Raw genomic sequence first — 19,529 nt, 5'->3', positions numbered from 1 at the left:
AGTCTTTTCACGAGCGAACTCGCGTGCTTCCGCCTTAGCCTGTTCGGTCTTCGCCTTGATCATTTCGAGCTGGTCTTTCACGCGTTCGGCGCGCTGTTTCATGTAGGATTCGTCCTTGATCTTCTTCTGCAAATCAAACATGGCTTCGAAGAAGGCTTCCGGGCGAGAGGGGCAACCGCCGATATAGACATCCACCGGAATAATGTGGTCAATGCCCGGCACCGTGCAGTAGCAGTCATAGAAACCGCCAGAGCTGGCGCAAGCACCCATGGCGATCACCCAGCGGGGTTCTGCCATCTGTTCGTACATGCGCTTGAGAATCGGAGCCTGCTTGTAAGAAATCGTACCAGCCACAAGCAGCACATCGGACTGGCGCGGCGTAAAGCGGACGTATTCTGACCCGATACGTGACAAGTCGTAACGGCCCACTTCGGTACTCATGAATTCGATTGCACAGCATGCCGTACCATACGGAAACGGCCATAGGGAGTTCGTACGGCCCCAATTGACCAAAAAGTCAAGAGAAGTCGTAATGAAATTCGGCTTTTCTGCCTCATTACTCATAGGAGGTTACCTCTTTAAATGCGAGCGTAAAGATAGCTTTTTAGAGTAAGGGAGAGAGCCTAAAGAGCAAAGAAAAGATGAATGTAATATAGTATTTTAAGTTAGAATAGTCTAACATTCAAGATTGTTTTTTAAGACATGATGCACACACTCCTCAGAAAAAACATATATTGTGAGATATGCAACACATTTATGCCCTTTTAAAAGGAAAAACAGTTGCAACCGGTGTAAATTTTTTGTAATTTTGGCGCGGTTTTGGTATGTTGAGGATGTAATGGATATTCCTTTGTACAATGATATCTATCTTGATTTCAGGTCCAAGCTCTTGGGCCCGGTCTTTAGTACAGACGAAATATTCGCCCTTATGTCCAGACATCTCCCGCTTCTTGCCAAAAGCGCAAATATCGGCCTGATCCACTGCAATTTCTATGCACCGGTCAGCCAATTTGCGCCTAACGGGATTTCCGGGGAATTTACAGCTTTCCACGATAAGGAAAAATTGCCGAATTTACCGGCTACCCCCGATTTTTCCGAAACCATGACCACCGGCGAGCAGGGATCTTTCACCTTCCAGGCCCACCCTATCGAAGGCCACTCCTTTACGGAAAACGAAAGAAAGTTCGTCCAGTTGCTGAGTTGGGACTTCTTTATTCTCACTGGCCGCGCCCGTCTCATGGGCAACACCCGCAAGGTCGCCATTTTCGACGGCATGACCGGAGCCTACAACCAGGCAGGCATTTTCGCCTTTACCCAGCAGTTCATCAGAGAAAACCTCAAGGACTATACAGCCTTCTTTATTAACCTGAAGAACTTCAAGTATATTAATAAGTCTATGGGCAACCAGATGGGCGACCTCGCCCTTAGGACCTTCGTAAAGCAGATTCTCCTGTTCCTGGACAAAACCGAACTGATTGCAAGACTGGGTGGCGACAACTTCTTCGTTCTGACCAAAAAGGATCGCCAAAAAGAATTTATCGAAAAGTTCAGGAATACGGAACTGAGCTTGAGCCAGGGCCCCAAACCCGTAGAAGCCCGCATTCAGACCCGTATGGGCGTCTACCCCATCGAAGAAAACGTTATCGTAGGCGACGCCTTGAACAACGCCTCCACGGCAATGATGGCCGCAAGAGCGATCAAGAACCGCGACGTGGTGTTCTTCACCAAGGAAATGCAGATCCAGTCTATCCACCAGAGAGAAATCTCCAGCGAGTTCCACAACGCCCTCAGGAACCGCGAACTGGTGGTGTTCTACCAGCCCAAGATTAGCCTGACAGACAAAGTCATAAACGGCGCCGAAGCCCTGGTGCGCTGGATCCGTCACAAGACCATCGTGCCCCCCATGGACTTCATTCCCGTTCTGGAACGCGAAGGCACCATCTGCGAACTGGACTTTTACGTTTTCGAGACCGCCTGTAACGACATTCACGATTGGGTGAAGGCAGGAATCGAACCCGTCCGCATTTCTTCGAACTTTTCCAAGTTGCATTTGCGCAACGAAGATTTTGCGGACCGCATTCTCGAAATCCTGCACAAGTACGAACTTGACGGCAAGTACATCGAAGTGGAACTGACCGAAGTTTCCGACTTTGACGATACTGTCGCCATGAAGAAGTTCATCGATATCATGCGCCAGAACAACATCGGCGTCGCCATCGACGACTTCGGCACGGGATACTCCACCTTGAACGTGCTCAAGGACTACAACGTCAGCGTCGTCAAAATCGACAAGTCCCTCCTGAATAATATCGGCAAGGCCAATTCCCACGACGAGGTCATTCTCCGCAACGTGGTGAAAATGGCCCGCGAACTGGACAAGGACGTAATCGCCGAAGGCGTGGAAACCCAGGAACAGGCCGACTACCTCAAGGGAATCAATTGCGGAAGCGCGCAGGGATTCCTGTTTGACAAGCCCCTTGTCCGCGACGATTTCCAGAAACGCCTGACTGGCGAAGTAGCATACTAGACTAAAGAACGGCCCTACGGGCCTACAGACGAAAGACGAAAGATTTCTTCATTTTTCTTCAACATAGCTCCTCTCGTCTCTCGCCTCTCGTCTCTCGTCTTAGTAACTTTTCTATATTCATCCTCAATGAAGAAGCTTGTTCACGACAGAAAAGTATGTCTCGCCTGTGCGGGCTGTGTGGGCATTTGTCCCCAGATGGCCCTGGACATGTACGGACTCGACTTGCAGATTGACCCCGAAAAATGCATCAAGTGCGGCATTTGCGTCAAGGCGTGCCCTGTAGGTGCGCTAAAGATCGAGGAGGCTGGCAATGCTTAATTCCGAATACGATGTCGTGGTCATTGGCGCAGGGCCCGGCGGTTCTGTAGCCGCAAGAAACTTAGCACGTGCAGGGCACAAGGTGCTGCTCCTCGAAAAGCGCGAACGCATCGGGTTCCCGGTGCGCTGCGGCGAAGCAAGCACGACGCTCGCCGACTTGCAGACTTACGGTCCTATTGACGACAGCTGCATCGAAAGCATTATCAACGGGCTCTACATTTATGGCCCCGCCGGCGTGAACATCGAAGTTCCCAAGCCGGGAACCGGCATCATGCTGAACCGCGAAATTTTTGACCCGTGGCTTGCAAAGCTGGCGGCCGATGACGGCGCCCAGGTAGAGACATGTGCCCGAGCCGAATTCGTGGGTGCCGTGGAAGGCGGCAAGCGCATGGTCCGCGTCGTGCTGGGCAAAGGCGACGGATGCGGTTCCGTCACCGAAACTGCCACGCAGGAAATTTTTGCAAAAATGGTCATCGCTGCCGACGGTGTAGAAAGCCGCATCGGTCGCATGGTGGGACTCAAGTCCGCACAGAATCCGCGCGAAACTTGCACGGGTGTCGACATCCAGGTCCAGGGGCTTTTGACGAAGCCCGACTACTTGACCTTCTGGCAAGGCCACGACTTTATCAACGATGGCTACATCTGGAGTTTCCCGAAGCAAAAGTCGAACGTGACGAACTTCGGCGCAGGTTTCCTCGCCGCAGGCAAGCACAGCGGAAACATTCTCGAAGTCACCATGGAATGGCTCGAAAAGCTTTTCCCCGGTGCAAAAATCAACCATACCGTCGGTGGAATGGTTCCGGTTTCCAGCACCCTCAAGGACTACACGCTCGACCACTTCGCCCTGGTGGGCGACGCCGCCCACCACACCAACCCGCTTACGGGTGGTGGCATCGCTGCCGCGATGCGCGCCGGTCGATTCTGCGCCGAATACGTAGACCAAGGTCTCAAGGCAGACAATCTTTCGAAGGCATTCCTGAAGCAGTACGAAACTCGCTGCTACAATTACTTCGGCAAGATGCACGACTTCGAATACAAGTTCCGCAGATTCCTGCTGGCCATCAACCGCGAAGATCAAATCGGACTTTACAAGGTGCTGCAAGGATTCGCCCTTAGCGGATACAAGAAGAGCGCCTTCTTGAAGACGCCCGTTCAAACGGCAAAGTACCTGTACAAGTTCTGGAAATTCAAATAGTCGCTAAAACAAATTATCGACTTTCGTCTGGGCAAGCACGCGATTATAGATAATCCGCTTGCCCATTTTTCCATCCGTCGCGCACACGTGATCTTTAGGCGGTTTCAAAACGGAAGTCACCAAATGGGCAGCAACCGTTTCAGCATGCACTGGGCGCACATACGCCGGAAGCCATTCCGGATGCGCGCCAAAAATCTTTTGCAACAGATCTTCACCAAATCGTTTGTCTTTATGCTTTCCGAGTAACAGCGAAGGCCGCACAAGCGTAAGCGTTTCAAAGCCCATCATGTCAAGGCCTTCTTCCAGCTGCCCCTTGAGACGATTATAGAAGTACGGCGAATGAGAGTCGGCGCCCATGGCACTCACGCATAAGAAATTTTTCACGCCCGCCTTTTTGGCAATGGCTGCCAGCTTGAGAGGAAGCCTCAAGTCTATCTTTTCCTGAGCGGCCTTGCCCCCCGCCTGTTTTCTGGTGGTACCCAGGCAACACACCACTGCATCGCATCCGGTAAAACCCGCATAGAAAAACAAACGCATGGCATCGTTGTCCTGTTCAAAATCCACTTGCTTGAAGTCGATTTTGAAAGCACCTTCGAGAATCCCTAAATCCTTTAAATCGGGAATGCTACGGACGGGACAAAAAACTCGCACCACCTGCGGGAGGCGTGCGAGCAATTTCAAGACATTCTTGCCGACAAGTCCTGTCGAACCCAGAACAGCAACTTTCATTGAGAAAAACCGAAAGTCCTACGGGTTCTGCAGAGCGGCGAGAGAATCAAGCGTAGCCTGATGCTTTTCGGTATACATGTAACCCAAGTCAATTCCACGAACCGGGAGGAGCGTCACGAGATTGGACTCGTCCACCACGATGGCGATACCGGACAGGTAGTTGGCCCATTTACCGCTTTCATAGAACTTCAAGTCGACCGTTCTGTTAGAGGCATAAGCAATCAGCGGTTCAATCAAGAGGTCATGAGAGATAAGGAAACTTACGCGTTTCCAGTTCGGCAGATTTGCCAGGACGACCTCGTTGACGAACTGGTCACCACGCGGCATCAGTTCATAAAGGTATTCCGGAATCTTGTCCTTGGTGAATCGAGACGGATTCGGATCGTCGTAGGCCCAAGAAGAAATGAACTTCCAGGAACCGCCGCGGTTTCTCACAAAGGCATCCATGGTATCAGAAGGAACCTTCAAGAAGTAGCCACCGTTGATTCCATCCCAAGTAACCACTTCTACGCCAGTTTCACCACGGCCCTTGGCAATGTTTTCTGCGGTCGTACGGGTACGGATAAAATCAGTCGAAGAGTAATAGAAGGATTCGTCACCACCCACAAGCTTGGCGCCAACGCTCAAGGCCTGTTCCACACCCTTTTCAGTCAAAAGGGATTCCTGACCTTCGCTCGTCTGGCGTTCGGCATGGCGCATCACAAATACCAACTTGGATGTTGCAGGCACGGCCTTGTACACATCGCCCACATCGTAGAAGCCGGTGCTATCGGGAGTAACAGCCAAACCAGCGGCAGCCGGATCGCGATTAAAAGAGGACACCGTTGTAGAAGGATCGGTAGACGGATCCGGATTCACAGCCGGATCAGGATTTGTTGCAGGATCCGTGGCCGGGTCTGTCGGATCGGTCGCCGGGTCTGTGGCAGGATCGGTTGTCGGATTGTCCGGATTGGTAGCAGGATCAGTAGCGGGGTCCGTCGTGGGGTTTGTCGAAGGATCGGTCGCCGGGTCCGTGGCAGGATCCGTTGTCGTATTATCGGTCGGATTTACCACCGGAGTCGTATCAACAGAAGCCTTAGCAGAATTGGAAGAATCGTCACCGCAGCCTGCAATAACAACGGAAATAAAAGCTGCGCAAATCACGGGGAAAGCCTTGCGGGCTACAAACTTTTTCATATTCATCGTTTTTTCCTCTAGTTTATTATCTATCCCCCTAATTTAACTTTTTGCTCCACACAAAACCCGTAAATATTTCTAAACTTATGGAGTAAAATTTTAAACCTAACCCATGGGATTGTCTTATGGCAAAAACATTCAAAAAAGCTGAAGAAGTGACCGTGCTCGGAAACGATGCCGAATCTTTCCGCAAAGCATTCACCGACCACATTCATCATACGCTCGCCCGTAACAGCGCGACCGTGACGGACCACGAAAAGTTCCTGGCCGTCGCTTACGCCGTACGCGACCGCTTGGTTGACCGCTGGATCAAAACCCAGGAAACCTACTACCAGAAAGACGTGAAGCGCGTCTACTATCTGTCCCTCGAATTTTTGATTGGCCGTACCCTCGGCAACTCCGTGCTGAACCTCGACGTCGAAAGCGCCGTGACCGAAGCTCTTGACGAACTCGGCATGACTCTCGAAGAACTCCGCGAACAGGAAGTCGACGCCGGTCTCGGTAACGGTGGCCTCGGCCGCTTGGCCGCTTGCTTCCTCGACTCCATGGCAACGCTCGAACTCCCGGCTACCGGTATGGGCATCCGCTATGAATACGGTATGTTCAGCCAGAAAATCGTGAACGGCGAACAGGAAGAACAGCCGGATAACTGGCTGCGTCTCACCAACCCGTGGGAAATCGCCCGTCCGTCGAACGAAGTCAAGGTGCCCATGTACGGCTACGTGGTCAGCTGGATGGACGAAAAGGGCAAGCTCCGCAACCGTTGGGAAACCAAGGACTACGTGCTCGCTCTCCCCTACGACACTCCGATTCCGGGTTACAAGAACAACACCGTGAACAACCTGCGCCTCTGGAGCGCCAAGTCCACCGACGACTTCGGCCTCAGCTACTTCAACAACGGTGACTACATCGCCGCTGTGCAGGACATGGAACTTTCCGAAACCATTTCCAAAGTGCTCTACCCGAACGACGCTTCCATGAACGGTAAGGAACTGCGCCTCAAGCAGCAGTACTTCCTCTGCTCTGCATCTCTGCAGGACATCATCCGCCGCTTCAAGAAGCTCCATGAAGGCGAATGGAAGGTGTTCCCCGAAAAGGTCGCCATCCAGTTGAACGACACGCACCCGGCTATCTCTATCGCCGAAATGATGCGTATCCTCCTCGACGAAGAAAACTTGGAATGGGACGATGCATGGGAAATCGTGACGCACACGTTCGCCTACACGAACCACACCTTGATGCCCGAAGCTCTTGAAAAGTGGCCGGTCAGCCTCTTCGAAAAGCTCCTGCCGCGTCACCTCCAGATTATTTACGAAATCAACGCACGCTTCCTCCGTCAGGTGTCCCTCAAGTGGCCCGGCGACAACGCTCGCCTCGCCCGCATGAGCCTCATCGAAGAAGGCGGCTGCAAGATGGTTCGCATGGCTTACCTCTCCATCGTGGGTTCGTTCGCCGTGAACGGTGTGGCAGCACTCCACTCCGACCTCCTGAAGACAACGCTCTTCAAGGACTTCTACGAACTGTGGCCTGAAAAGTTCAACAACAAGACGAACGGCGTGACGCCGCGTCGCTGGGTCCGCAAGGCTAACCCGGCAATGTCTGAACTCATCACCTCCAAGATCGGCGAAGGCTGGGTCAAGGATCTCGATGAACTCAAGAAGCTCGAAAAGTTTGCAAAGGACGCCAAGTTCCAGAAGGAATTCATGGCTGTCAAGAAGCAGAATAAGGAACGCCTCGCCAAGTACCTCAAGGCAACGCAGGGCGTCGATGTCGATGTGAACACGTTCTTCGACGTGCAGGTCAAGCGTATCCACGAATACAAGCGCCAGCTCTTGAACATTCTGCACGCCATTCACCTGTACATCCAGCTGAAGGACGGCAAGGAAATCATGCCGCGTACCATCATGATCGGTGGTAAGGCCGCTCCGGGTTACTGGATGGCAAAGCAGATCATCCGCCTCGCTAACGCCGTGGCCGCAATCATCGACGCCGACCCGGTTTGCAAGGGCAAGCTCAAGATGGTGTTCCTCGAAAACTACCGCGTGTCTTTCGCCGAAAAGATCATTCCGGCCGCAGACCTCTCCGAACAGATTTCGACCGCAGGCACCGAAGCCTCTGGTACCGGCAACATGAAGTTCGCCTTGAACGGCGCACTCACCATCGGTACGCTCGACGGCGCTAACGTCGAAATGAAGGAAGAAGTCGGCGACGACAACATCTTCATCTTCGGCCTCACCGTGGAAGAAGTCACCGACCTGCTCGCCAAGGGCTACCGTCCTCGCGACTTCTACGAACACGACGACGATCTGCGCCGCGTGATCGACCTGATTGCTTCTGGCTTCTTCAGCCCGGATCGTCCGGACCTGTTCAAGCACATTGCCGAAAAGCTCCTCACCAACGACACCTACTTGCTCTGCGCAGACTTCCGCAGCTACATTGACATGCAGAAGAAGGTCGCCGAGGAATACTTGGACAAGAAGACTTGGGCAGAAAAGGCCATCCTCAACGTCGCTCGCATGGGCAAGTTCAGTTCCGACCGTACCATCAAGCAGTACGCCGAAGAAATCTGGAACGCCAAGGGCTGCAGCATCAAGCTGTAGTTTAGACGAGAGACTAGAGAACGCTCACTGCGTTCGCTACAGACGAGAGATTAGGTCGCGATTTCCATCGCGACCTTTCTTATATGACCGCTCGGCTCATGCATTGTCTATATTTGGGCTATGGAAATCAAGAAGACGAATGCGGCAAGAATTCTAGACCGCCAGAAAATTCCTTACGAGCTCATCCCCTACAAGGTTGACGAAAACGACCTGGGCGCGCAACATGTGGCCGACAGCCTCGGCGAAGACATCAATCAAGTTTTCAAGACGATCCTCGTTCACGGCGACAAGATTGGCTACCTCGTGTGCGTGGTGCCGGGCAATCTTGAAGTCGACTTGAAGGGCGCCGCCAAGGTGAGCGGCAACAAGAAGATCGACACCGTTCCGCTTAAAGATTTGACGCCACTGACCGGCTACATTCGCGGCGGTTGCAGTCCGCTTGGACTCAAGAAGAACTTCCCGATTTTCATTCACGAAACCGCGATGCAGTTCCCTTACATTTACGTGAGCGCAGGCGAACGCGGCTTACAGCTGAAGGTCGCTCCAGCCGACTTGGTGAAAGCCACCCGTGCCACCGTGGGTGTCATCGCACGAGTTCCGCCTGAAGCACCTCAAGACTAAGCATAGATAAGGCGTGCAAAGTTAGTACGCAAAAAAGCCTCTCCCGAAGGAGAGGCTTTAAATTTACCACATCGAACCGGCTTACTTCACCGAGATGCTGCGGACAGCGCCGCCCTGCTTCACCATGTAAACGCCGGAATTGTACTTGGCCTTGATAGCTGCATTCAGAGATTCTGCATCAGCAGCTTCAAAAGAACCGAGGTACTTGCCCTGAGCATCAAACACATACGATGTATTGGTGCCAACAGTCATAGAACGAATGCCCTTGATAGCTTCAGTCGAGCTACTGGATTCAGGTTCAGCAGAAGAGCTGGACGGTTCCGCACCTTCAATATAGACCTTGGCATACGGGAAGTCGTACTCACCCTTGGCGTTTGCACCCGAAGTGCTTCCGGCTTCGCCAAGAATTTTGGCTTCGTGCATCTTACCCATCTTCATGCCGAGTTCTTCCCACTTCTTGAAGTGGGCGGTAATGTCAATGGTACCGCAATCGCGCTTACTCTTACGCACGCTAAAATACTGTTTGAAGTATTTATTGTCTCCATCGATGGAATAAGAGGTACGGTCACCTTCGTAAACCGTATACTGAGCGCCATCGATTTCAAACACGCCATGATTCTTTGCAGAAGAGCCCTGAGCAACCCAGTCGCCCGGCATATACTGGCTACCGGTGTTATCCACAATGTACCATTCCACCAAGGGTTCACGGGTCCAACCGTAAATGCCGATGTAGGAATAATCGATTCCAGAAAGATTACCCTTGACCAACTTGAAATCAGCCTTCATGTGACCGATTTCTTCGTGGGTCTTATCGCTATTGAAAGAAAGACCGGCACGGCACAGATAGTCCTTGGCGCCAGTCATCTTACAATTGAAGGAACCGTCATCATAGAACGTTGCGGAACCACCGTTACCACCTTCGTTCCAGAGTTCATAGCCAATCCCGTTGTCAAACGACCCCACCTTATTTGTGGAATATTCTACACTTTCACCGCTATGAGTGGCTGTTTGACAGAAATCCTGAGCAAATGCATTTGCAGTCAGGGAACAAGCGGCGATTAAGCCGAAATAGAGGATTTTTCTCATATACACCTTCCTTTTGTACGAAATTTAACTCTACAAATTCGTTTTTGCAAGTACAGAAGTTGCGTCCCCTATCCCAAATTGGAACAACCCACCTGAATTCCCCGGATAAGCGACCTGTATTCTTCCATGAACAATTCATGGTTCTGTTTCACGAAATCCAAGTTGCCTTCTTTACAGGCCATTTCCAGAGCCTTGGCGTCTTCATAAACTTTAACCGCACCGATTGTAAGAGAAGTGCTTTTTATGGAGTGTACCGTAATGCGGTAATATTCAAAGTCCCCTTTTTCAAAGTATTCTTTCAGTTCCGAAGTCTTTTCGCTCTTTACATATTCGTCAAGCATTTCTTTATAAAATTTCTTGTCGTTCATGCAATAAGCAAGACCCGTTGCCGTATCCAACATTTCGGACAAATCGACCTGAGGCATTGCATCAACGGCTTCTGCAGAATCGCAATTTTTCTCTTCACTCTTTTCTTCATGCAGAACCTTGACCAAGTCCTTCGACAAGAACTTCTTGAGTGTTGCCAGCAAAACCTCTTCGCGAATCGGCTTAGCCAAGTAATCCGAGAAACCTTCATCCATATAGCCGTTGCGGGCTTCAGCCACGGCATTTGCTGTAAGCATGACCACCGGAGTATTGACATTCGGATTTGACACCAACTTTTTCATACGGCGGAACGCTTCTATGCCATCCATCACCGGCATCATGTGATCCAAGAAGATTACATCATAGCGCTGTTTCTGAACAAACTCCAAAGCTTCTGCGCCATTGATGGCCGTATCGATTTGAATCTTGGTGTTCTTCAAGAGGCCTACAAAAACCTTCAGGTTCATTTGCACGTCGTCAACCACCAAGATTTTCGCCTCGGGCGCTTCAAACCTTTCTTGCGCGGCATCCACCACATTCACGTGTTGCCTATAGAGCTTTTCAAAATCACCCAGCGGATTTTCGTCACTGACCTGTTGCAACAGTCGAACCGTAAATACAGAACCCTTTCCGTAAGTACTTTCAACCTCGATGGTACCACCCATCATATCCAACAGTTGCTTGGTCAAATTCAGTCCGAGGCCTGTCCCTTCAATATTGCGGTTGCGCTTTTCATCAAGTCGCACAAAGTCGGCAAACAATTTTCCGCGATCCCTTTCACGGATACCGATACCCGTATCCTTCACCTGTATAAAGAGTTCCACACGGCTAGTATTGTCGCCCTGCATCGGATCGACATCGACCTTTTCAGTCCAGACAGAAAGCGTAACCGAACCTTCGTTCGTGTACTTGACCGCATTCGAAAGCAAGTTGTTGACCACCTGTCTAATGCGGACTTCGTCACCGAACAACGCCGTCGGGATTTCGGGTGAAATATCCATTACCAGTTCTAGGTTCTTATCCTTGGCACGAACAGCAACCATGTTGTAGCAGTCGTTCAGCACCGTAAACACGCTGTACGTCACCGGCAGGATTTCCATTTTGCCGGATTCAATTTTGGAGATATCCAAAATATCGTTAATCAGAGAAAGCAGCGTCTGGCCGGCACTTTGAATATTCAAGGCGTAGTCCCGCAGGGTTTCGTCCTTACATTCCTTCAGGAGCATGGAATCCATGCCCAAAATTCCATTAATCGGCGTACGGATCTCATGGCTCATGTTGGCAAGGAATATACTCTTCGCCTTGCTTGCGCTTTCGGCATTTTCTTTTTCGCGAAGCAGCTCCTTGTTTTCGCGGGCTTTCTTTTCGGAAAGAATTACATAAAGCATGGCGATTGTAAACATGAATATCAAAAGCCCAAAGACCCAGATAATCAAGAATGAAATATCATCTTTTTCAGCTGCCACCTCTCTTTCGGGCACTACGCCCGTCAAGGCAACTCCCGGTAACTTGAGTTCAGCGATAAAGTAATAGTATTCCACACCACGAACATCCAAATGCGTCGCTGCAGAAATGGAGACATTCAAGCCAGCTCTCAGCTTATCGCGAACCGCCAAGAACCCTTCTTCTCCCCACAGCAAATCTGTTCCAAGCGAATCATTCGAAGACTTGATGATAATAGAATCTCTCGCATCTCTTAAAGTTGCGTAGCCTCGGCCACCATAGCTTTGTACGCCAAAAATTCTAACAACCGCATCTTCTTTGTACATGCGGAACAGCACATACTTGATATTTTTCCCGCTGTACACAGGAGCCGAAAACATAAGGCCTATTCCCTTGGAATAGCTTATGGATTTTATTCCATGGAACGATTCCGAAATACCCTTAAAATGCGAAGCATCGATATGAGTCGTATCGCCACTATAGACAATTTTACCGTTCAAGGCTATCACGCCATAGTAATAATTGCCATTCGGGTCTTCAAGCGTTGCAAGCATCGGCTCAAAATGACTCATATTCGCAGAAAGCCCCGAAGAAATTCCTGCCAGAGATTTCAATTCAAGATCAAGCCTTTCTCCTGCCGCGGCGGCATAGCTTTCGGCTTGGTAAGCCACTTGCTTTTCGACATAGTTATCAAACAGGTTCGAAAACTTGACACGCAGCAAAACTCCTACCAAAAGGAGTATCAAAACAAAAAAAAGAATACCAACTAAGGGACGCACCCCAATCTTTTTTATCATGGTTCTATCGCACCCTTAATTAGCCAATTCATTTCATTGTGCAGAACTTCGTCACTAATCGTTTCGCCCTCTTCGGAACGGATCTTTCCTTCGACATCCTCAATCCTTCCCGAGAAAACATTGTAGCCTGCCTTGATTTTTTCGGCAGCCGCATTTACCAGAATCTTCACGCTATCAGGAACTTCGCTAGAATAGAATGCAAGCCCTACGGCATCTTTTTCTAGTCCGACCCAGTAATCCATATTTTCGTTATCCTTTTTCTGGATATAGTCCTGAATAAAGTCCTTGTAAATAATGCCCCAGTTGATAGCGATGGAGGTAAGCATTCTAGGCGAGAACCGGTTATTCTCTACATGGTTTCCTATGCAATAAAGTCCACGCTTTTCGGCCACTTCAATAATAAAGGCTCTATCTTGGTGGAATGCGATTACATCGATACCCGAGCTGTCAATCAACTTGTTAGCGTTTTCGGTTTCTGTAGTCCCTTCATTCCAGGAATTGGTCCAACGCACGAATACATTCGCTTTCGGATTCACACTCTGAGCGCCTAGAATAAACGCATTCAAGCCCCTGTATACCTGAATATTTTTCATAGCCGCCACATAGCCAATGTGATTCGTCTTGGTCATGGCCCCCGCAACAATTCCTGCAAGGTACCGCGCTTGGTAAATGCGCGCAAAATAGGCTTTATAGTTGGGAGCGTCATATTCCCAGTTGATTCCATAGAATGTCACTTCCGGATGCGATTCAATAATATCCTTGATTAAAATCGGATAATTGTAGCTCGTAAGCACAATGACTTTCAAGCTATCGGCAATCATTCCGGTCACCGCATTCGCAAGGGGAATACGTTCCTCGGGAATATCAATCACCAAGTTCCTTTGCACGCCAAGGGAATCGCAAGCATTCCTGATTCCCTTATAAATGGTTTCATTCCAGCCATTGTCAGCCGTATCGCTTAAAAGGACAAATCCGACACGGAGTTTTTGCGATTCGGTTTTCTTGACCGATTCCACATTGTCGACTTTTGCAAACACCACGTACAACAGCGCAAAAAAGATGACGACTGCTGTTAACGCCCCCATAGTCACTTTACTCTTCATCGATGATTACCCCCTTTACGAACCAGTTGAAATTATTCAGCATATCGCTGTCAGACATGCTTTCCCCTTCATTAATGCGAATTGTTCCGGCATCATCTTCGATGGGTCCGTAAAAGACATCAAAAGAACCGTTCTGAATTTTTTCGCGTTCACTGTTTACAAGATCAATCGTTTCCGGCGCCACATGGTTTGTTAGCGGGGCCAAGTCAACCACGCCCGAATTGGCTCCACTCCAATAATTTCGGCCTACAAATTTTTGTTTGAGAACCTCGAGAATGTGCGGCGTATAGAAATTTTCCCAGCGCCACACGGGAGCCGTCAAGAAATGTTCCGGATACAAATCCGCATTGTCCAAGTTATAACCCACCAGCCAGATTCCAAGAGAATCTGCAATGCGTAAGGGTTCCTGACTGTCTGTATGCAAGGTAAGCACATCAATGGAATCGTGATGAGCCAAAAGGGTACGGGTCGCCCTAGCACAGGCCTTGTCCTCGTTCCAGGATTTTGTCCAGCGAACAATCACGTTCGCATTCGGGTTTACCTTTTTCACGCCCAAGGTAAAAGCGTTGATTCCTCGAATCACCTCGGGAATATCAAATGCCGCCACATAACCGATGTTGCCGGATTTCGTCTGCATGCCGGCGACAATGCCCGAAAGATAGCGCATTTGATAAATCCGGCCAAAATACGTCGACAAGTTCCTGGAATACGACAAGCCGGACGCATGGAAAAACTTTACATCCGGGTGCTTGACAGCCACATTTTGAACGTAAGGCCCTAACTGAAAAGAATTCGCCACGATAATCTTTGCGCCTGCGGCAATGAGGCCTTCCATCACTTCTTCAGAAGTTCTATCTGCCGGAATCCTTTCGCGGAACAAAACATCCAGATTCAATTCCTTAGCGGTCTTTCGCATGCCTTCGTAATGCGACTGACCCCAGCTATGATCTTCGATAGAACCGTTCATGATCATCGCGATTTTTGTCTTTTCGCGAGTAATATCCGTATTCTTCTTTTTCACATTGAATGTGAGCAATCCCGCTATAATGACAGCAAGGATTAGCGACGGAACAACATAAACCATTTTCATGTTACGTTTCCTCCGTCGCAAGATAGTTTGACAACTTTTCTAAAATCATCTTGTAGTCGGCCATGCATTTTTCATGCTGACTCCGAACAAAATCGATATTCCCTTCCTTACAAGCGGCTTCTATCGCCTTTGCCGTTTCGGACAAGCCCACAGCACCAATCGTCAACGATGTACTCTTCAAGGAATGCATGTTGATCCGGTAACTTTCAAAATCGCTTTTAGCAAAAGCGTTTTCCAAATCGGCACTGCGATCGTTTTTCACATACTCGACAAGCATTTCGCGATAAAAGCCCTTATCGTTCATGCAATAGCCAAGACCCGTTGCTGCATCGACAATATCAGAAAGTTTCCCTAGAGAATGCTGCGATTCGTGCGCCTCATTCTTTTCACCAGAATCCATCTCGTCAATCAGTTCCGGCGGCAAGAACTTTTTCACCGTCGACAGCAGGACTTCTTCACGAATAGGCTTCGTGATATAATCGGTAAATCCGGCCTGAATGTAAGCGTCTTTGGCGCCGACCACCGCATTGGCCGTAAGCATCACCACGGGTGTCTTCGCGATGTCGAAGCCCTTGATATCCTTCATGCATTGGAGGGTTTCAATTCCATCCATGACAGGCATCATGTGGTCCAAGAGAATCAAGTCATAACGGTTCTCTTCTACAAGGGCGAGGGCATCTTCACCATTGGTCGCCGTATCAATTTTGATTTCCGTTTCTTTGAGAAGTCCACAAACCACCTTCAAGTTCATGGCCACATCGTCTACCACCAGCAAACGGGCCTTTTTCGCCTTGAATTTTTTCACGCCGGAATTAAAGGAAATAAATTCCTTATGGCGTTCCATAAAGTTGCCGATAGGAGCATCACCCATAATAGGTTGCGGGATATGGACTTCAAATACGGAACCAGAGCCGTAGACACTCTTCACCAGCACACGGCCATTCATCATTTCTACAAGCTTCTTGGTGAGATTCAGGCCCAGGCCCGTACCTTCAATATTCCTGTTGTGATCCAAATCGATTCGTTCAAAACTTTGGAACAATTTATCGCGGTCATCGGAACGAATGCCAATGCCCGTATCGGCCACGATGATCACCAGTTCAATACGCTTGTCGGTATTTTCCGCAGGCAAGTTCTTGAAATCCACCAACAAGTCCACCGTTCCCGACGGTGTGTACTTAATGGCGTTCGAAAGCAGATTATTCACAATTTGGCGAAGACGCACTTCATCACCCATAAGCAACGAAGGCGTTTTGGGATTCACATTGATATTGAATTCCAACCCCTTACTTTGAGCGCGAGGTTCAGCGACACAATAGCAATCGTTCAAGACCGCAAACAAATCATATTCACCAACAAAAAGCTCCATCTTGCCCGATTCGATCTTCGTAATATCCAAGACATCGTTCACAAGCGACAAGAGCGTATGCCCCGCATTCTGGATGTTCTGGGCATATTCCAGCAGCGATGAATCCTTGCATTCCTTCAGGAGCATGGCGTTCATTCCCAAAATGCCGTTAATCGGAGTACGGATTTCATGGCTCATGTTGGCAAGGAAAAAGCTCTTGGCCATATTCGCCGATTCCGCATTTTTGCGGGCTTCTTCGGCTTCGGCCCAAGCACGCCGCAATTCGTCGGAATGTTGAGCTTCTTTGCGGGCGTTGTCCAAATTTTCAAGCAAGCGGTGAGTCAACTTGGCTATAGTAATGCACAAAAGAGTCATGGCAATGGCTTCAATCAAAAAGCCCGCAGAACGGGATATCCACCAGAAGGTATCCGAAGAAAATTCACCATGGTTTGCGCCGGGCGCCCTAAAGTAAAGGGACACCACAATCAGCACATAACTGAATATCGAAATTTTAAGGGTAAACGCCGCATTAAAAAACAACAGGCTAGTGACCATGGCAAGTGTATAGGTCATATAAACGCCGATATTTTCATTCGTCGCAAGCATTGCAATAATGCAGCCCATGCCCAACACGCAAAAATACCTGCGTACAATCAGCGAGGCACCCATACGTTCAATAAAGGTCGGCAGCCACAAAATGACAAACGCGACAACCGTTAGGACGTTCAATTCGCAATAGTCAATTTTGAACAAATGAATAAAGTTTCCGAAATAAATCAACGGAAACATCGCCCACAACCAACGCATAACACGAGTCAAGGTTCGCAAGACTCGGCGGTCATTTTCATCAAAGATGTCGTTTGATTCCATAGTTGACTCCCGTCGGTTTCCGCTACAGGCCCTGTCCATCATCGCGCATTTCGTAATTCACGTCGTCATCGATCATTTGGAGCATGACATCAGCGAAGTCCGGATCGAACTGGAGCCCACGACCCTTCACAATTTCGCTACGCACCGCCTCTTGCGGGAGTGCAGAACGATAACTGCGGCGACTCGTCATAGCATCGTATGCATCGGCCACGGCAATAATACGAGCAATTTCAGGAATGTCGTAACCGGCAAGCCCTTCGGGGTAGCCCTTCCCGTCAAAACGTTCATGGTGATAATGGGCACCAATTTCAATATTCGGCATTTCTGAAATATTCTTCAAAATTTCAACCCCGATACTCGGGTGTTGCTTAATCGTCTCGTATTCCTCATCGGTCAACTTGGAACTCTTATTCAGAATGTTGTCCGGAATACCGATTTTACCGATATCGTGCAAAAGCGCCACGATGTAAATTTCGTCTTGGAACTCGACCGGCTTCCCCGCACGGAGCGCGATTTCCCTGCTGTATTTAGCCACGCGGCTCGAATGGCCGTTCGTGTAACGGTCCTTGGCATCAATCGTCGATGCAAGCGTCTTGACCACCTGCAACGAAAGAACTTGCAGTTTGCGACGGCTTTCTTCCAGTTCGGCCGTACGACGTTCCACCTCGCTTTCAAGATTCTCTTGTAGCTTTCGCAGCGAAAGAATGCGCTTGATTCGCTCCAACACCACTTCGGGGACCAAGGGCTTCTGTATATAGTCTAGCCCCCCTTCCCTAAACACCCGGACCTCGGTCTCCCGGTCGCTGTCCGCCGTCAGGAACACCACCGGTAAGTCGTTGCAACTCTTTATCTTACGGATTTCAGCCAGCAATTCGAAGCCGTTCATTTCTGGCATATGAACGTCCAAAAGCGCTAGAGCGGGCTGTTCCCTCGATAGATAGTCAAGTGCCTCTTTATAGGAATTCGCCATTACGACATTATACGTCGAACTGAGCATGTGCTCGGCGAACTTTAAATTCATTCGGTCATCGTCTACGATCAAGACCGTCTTGTTTTGCGAAACCAACATGTTAAATCCTCTTTACACTTTGTAAATATATATTAGAATACAGCCTTTTTGACAATTTCTTAAAAAAATATTCCGCAAATATGACGAAATACTCACGTTTTGGCGCAAAATGGCGATTTTTTATATAATTAAGGCATGAAATTCCCTTTTTTCAGCCTTTTTTCCCTCTGCGCGGGAGTCGCCTTTTTCGCGGCAGCCTGCTCCTCGGATTCCTCTTCCAATGCCGAAAACGCCGAAATAAGCGAGCAGACCACCCCCTCCGGAGAGTCCCCGGTTACTGAACCGACCTCATCTTCCGCAGATGTCCCGGCAATCTCCAGCGAGGCTGAAAATCCATCCACAGCAAATTCTTCCGCTACCGACATGAGCGGTTCTCGCGATGCCGAGAGCAGCGCAAATGACATTGCCAGCAGCTCGAGCGGAATCACTTCAAGCGGAAACATTTCGAGTGAAAGCAACCCCGGCGAATCCCCGTATCTCTGGCACGACGAATTCGACGGCGACAACATAGACTCCGAAAAATGGACTTTTGAAATCGGCACCGGTGCCAGCGGCTGGGGCAACAACGAATGGGAATACTACACCGACCGCAAAGAAAACGCCTACATTAAAGACGGCATCTTGCACATTCGTGCCAACAAGGAAGATTACAAAGGTTCCAAGTACACCTCGGCCCGCATGATTACCAAGGGCAAGTTCAGCTTTACCTACGGCACCGTTGAAGCGAGAATCGCGCTCCCCGTAGGCAAGGGAATCTGGCCGGCATTCTGGATGCTCGGAGAAAACATCGATGCCGTAAGCTGGCCTGCCTGCGGTGAAATCGACATCATCGAAACAGTGAACAGCGAAAACATCGTCTACGGAACCAACCACTGGGCATACGAAGGCAACCACGCCGAATACGGCAACAATACCAAGGATTATTACGGCACAAGCAAGGAACTAGATATCACGCAGTTCCATACCTACAAAATGGTCTGGGACGAAAACGTTATCGTCATGTATGTTGACGACTTCAAGTATCACGAGATATCCATAAAAGAAAGCACCGGCGGAACCGATGCTTTTCACAAGCCATTCTTCTTTATCTTGAATGTCGCCGTTGCAGGCAACTGGCCCGGATTCGAAGTAGACGACGCTCAATTCCCGAACGAAATGTTCGTCGACTACATCCGAGTGACGCAGTAAATA

General features: G+C 49.5%; 14 protein-coding genes and 1 pseudogene. 6 read left to right on the top strand and 9 right to left on the bottom strand.

Annotation, left to right across the window (positions count from 1 at the left end):
• Positions 1-63 precede the first annotated feature (63 nt).
• A pseudogene (locus BUA40_RS09595) lies at positions 64-564 on the bottom strand (NADH-quinone oxidoreductase subunit B); the annotation flags it as partial.
• Between the two features lie 274 nt (positions 565-838).
• On the opposite strand from BUA40_RS09595, the gene BUA40_RS09590 reads away from it, so the two are divergent.
• The 3 genes from BUA40_RS09590 (at position 839) to BUA40_RS09580 (ending at position 4,040) form a co-directional block, all read left to right on the top strand.
• On the top strand, positions 839-2,527 hold the full coding sequence (locus BUA40_RS09590; RefSeq protein WP_072800424.1) for a putative bifunctional diguanylate cyclase/phosphodiesterase: 1,689 nt from the start codon (positions 839-841) through the stop codon (positions 2,525-2,527).
• 126 nt (positions 2,528-2,653) lie between these two features.
• Positions 2,654-2,845, top strand: coding sequence for a 4Fe-4S binding protein (locus BUA40_RS09585; protein WP_072800423.1), 192 nt, complete (start codon positions 2,654-2,656; stop codon positions 2,843-2,845).
• Positions 2,838-4,040: an NAD(P)/FAD-dependent oxidoreductase gene (locus BUA40_RS09580; RefSeq protein ID WP_072800422.1), complete on the top strand. Its 1,203-nt coding sequence runs from the start codon at positions 2,838-2,840 to the stop codon at positions 4,038-4,040. Before BUA40_RS09585 ends, BUA40_RS09580 begins: the two co-directional genes overlap by 8 nt.
• A 3-nt stretch (positions 4,041-4,043) precedes the next feature.
• Here BUA40_RS09580 and BUA40_RS09575 read toward each other — a convergent pair whose 3' ends face one another.
• Positions 4,044-4,769, bottom strand: a complete 726-nt coding sequence (locus tag BUA40_RS09575) for an NAD(P)H-binding protein (protein ID WP_072800421.1) — start codon at positions 4,767-4,769, stop codon at positions 4,044-4,046.
• Between the two features lie 18 nt (positions 4,770-4,787).
• Positions 4,788-5,945 carry a histidine phosphatase family protein gene (locus BUA40_RS09570; RefSeq protein ID WP_072800420.1) on the bottom strand — a complete coding sequence of 386 codons (1,158 nt, stop codon included), beginning with the start codon at positions 5,943-5,945 and terminating at the stop codon, positions 4,788-4,790.
• Positions 5,946-6,070: 125 nt separating this feature from the next.
• On the opposite strand from BUA40_RS09570, the gene BUA40_RS09565 reads away from it, so the two are divergent.
• Together BUA40_RS09565 and ybaK are read left to right on the top strand one after the other, a co-directional pair.
• On the top strand, positions 6,071-8,545 hold the full coding sequence (locus tag BUA40_RS09565) for a glycogen/starch/alpha-glucan phosphorylase (RefSeq protein ID WP_072800419.1): 2,475 nt from the start codon (positions 6,071-6,073) through the stop codon (positions 8,543-8,545).
• Between the two features lie 120 nt (positions 8,546-8,665).
• Positions 8,666-9,166, top strand: a complete 501-nt coding sequence (gene ybaK / locus BUA40_RS09560; RefSeq protein ID WP_072800418.1) for a Cys-tRNA(Pro) deacylase — start codon at positions 8,666-8,668, stop codon at positions 9,164-9,166.
• An 81-nt stretch (positions 9,167-9,247) separates the two neighbouring features.
• Here the strand turns inward: ybaK and BUA40_RS09555 are convergent, their stop codons facing one another.
• The 6 genes from BUA40_RS09555 to BUA40_RS09530 all read right to left on the bottom strand — a co-directional run bounded on the left by BUA40_RS09555 (position 9,248) and on the right by BUA40_RS09530 (position 18,338).
• On the bottom strand, positions 9,248-10,252 hold the full coding sequence (locus BUA40_RS09555; protein ID WP_072800417.1) for a glycoside hydrolase family 11 protein: 1,005 nt from the start codon (positions 10,250-10,252) through the stop codon (positions 9,248-9,250).
• A gap of 68 nt (positions 10,253-10,320) precedes the next feature.
• The gene (locus BUA40_RS09550; protein WP_178299599.1) at positions 10,321-12,783 is read right to left on the bottom strand and encodes an ATP-binding protein; all 2,463 of its coding nucleotides are present in this window, start codon (positions 12,781-12,783) and stop codon (positions 10,321-10,323) included.
• Positions 12,784-12,854: 71 nt separating this feature from the next.
• Entirely contained in the window at positions 12,855-13,961 is a 1,107-nt protein-coding gene (locus tag BUA40_RS09545) for a BMP family ABC transporter substrate-binding protein (protein WP_072800415.1), read from the bottom strand.
• Positions 13,951-15,051, bottom strand: coding sequence for a BMP family ABC transporter substrate-binding protein (locus BUA40_RS09540; protein WP_072800414.1), 1,101 nt, complete (start codon positions 15,049-15,051; stop codon positions 13,951-13,953). Before BUA40_RS09540 ends, BUA40_RS09545 begins: the two co-directional genes overlap by 11 nt.
• Position 15,052: 1 nt before the next feature.
• Entirely contained in the window at positions 15,053-17,269 is a 2,217-nt protein-coding gene (locus BUA40_RS09535) for an ATP-binding protein (RefSeq protein ID WP_072800413.1), read from the bottom strand.
• Positions 17,270-17,291: 22 nt separating this feature from the next.
• Positions 17,292-18,338 (bottom strand): HD domain-containing phosphohydrolase, encoded by a 1,047-nt coding sequence (locus BUA40_RS09530; protein WP_072800412.1) that lies wholly within the window; start codon positions 18,336-18,338, stop codon positions 17,292-17,294.
• 135 nt (positions 18,339-18,473) lie between these two features.
• On the opposite strand from BUA40_RS09530, the gene BUA40_RS09525 reads away from it, so the two are divergent.
• Positions 18,474-19,526 (top strand): glycoside hydrolase family 16 protein, encoded by a 1,053-nt coding sequence (locus BUA40_RS09525; RefSeq protein ID WP_072800411.1) that lies wholly within the window; start codon positions 18,474-18,476, stop codon positions 19,524-19,526.
• The last annotated feature ends 3 nt before the right edge of the window (positions 19,527-19,529 follow it).

Origin of the sequence: Fibrobacter sp. UWT2 (assembly GCF_900142545.1) — a bacterium.
In the GTDB taxonomy this organism is placed as follows: domain Bacteria; phylum Fibrobacterota; class Fibrobacteria; order Fibrobacterales; family Fibrobacteraceae; genus Fibrobacter.
The sequence above is the reverse complement of the archived record's forward strand: the minus strand, read 5'-3'. Positions and strand labels throughout refer to the sequence as shown.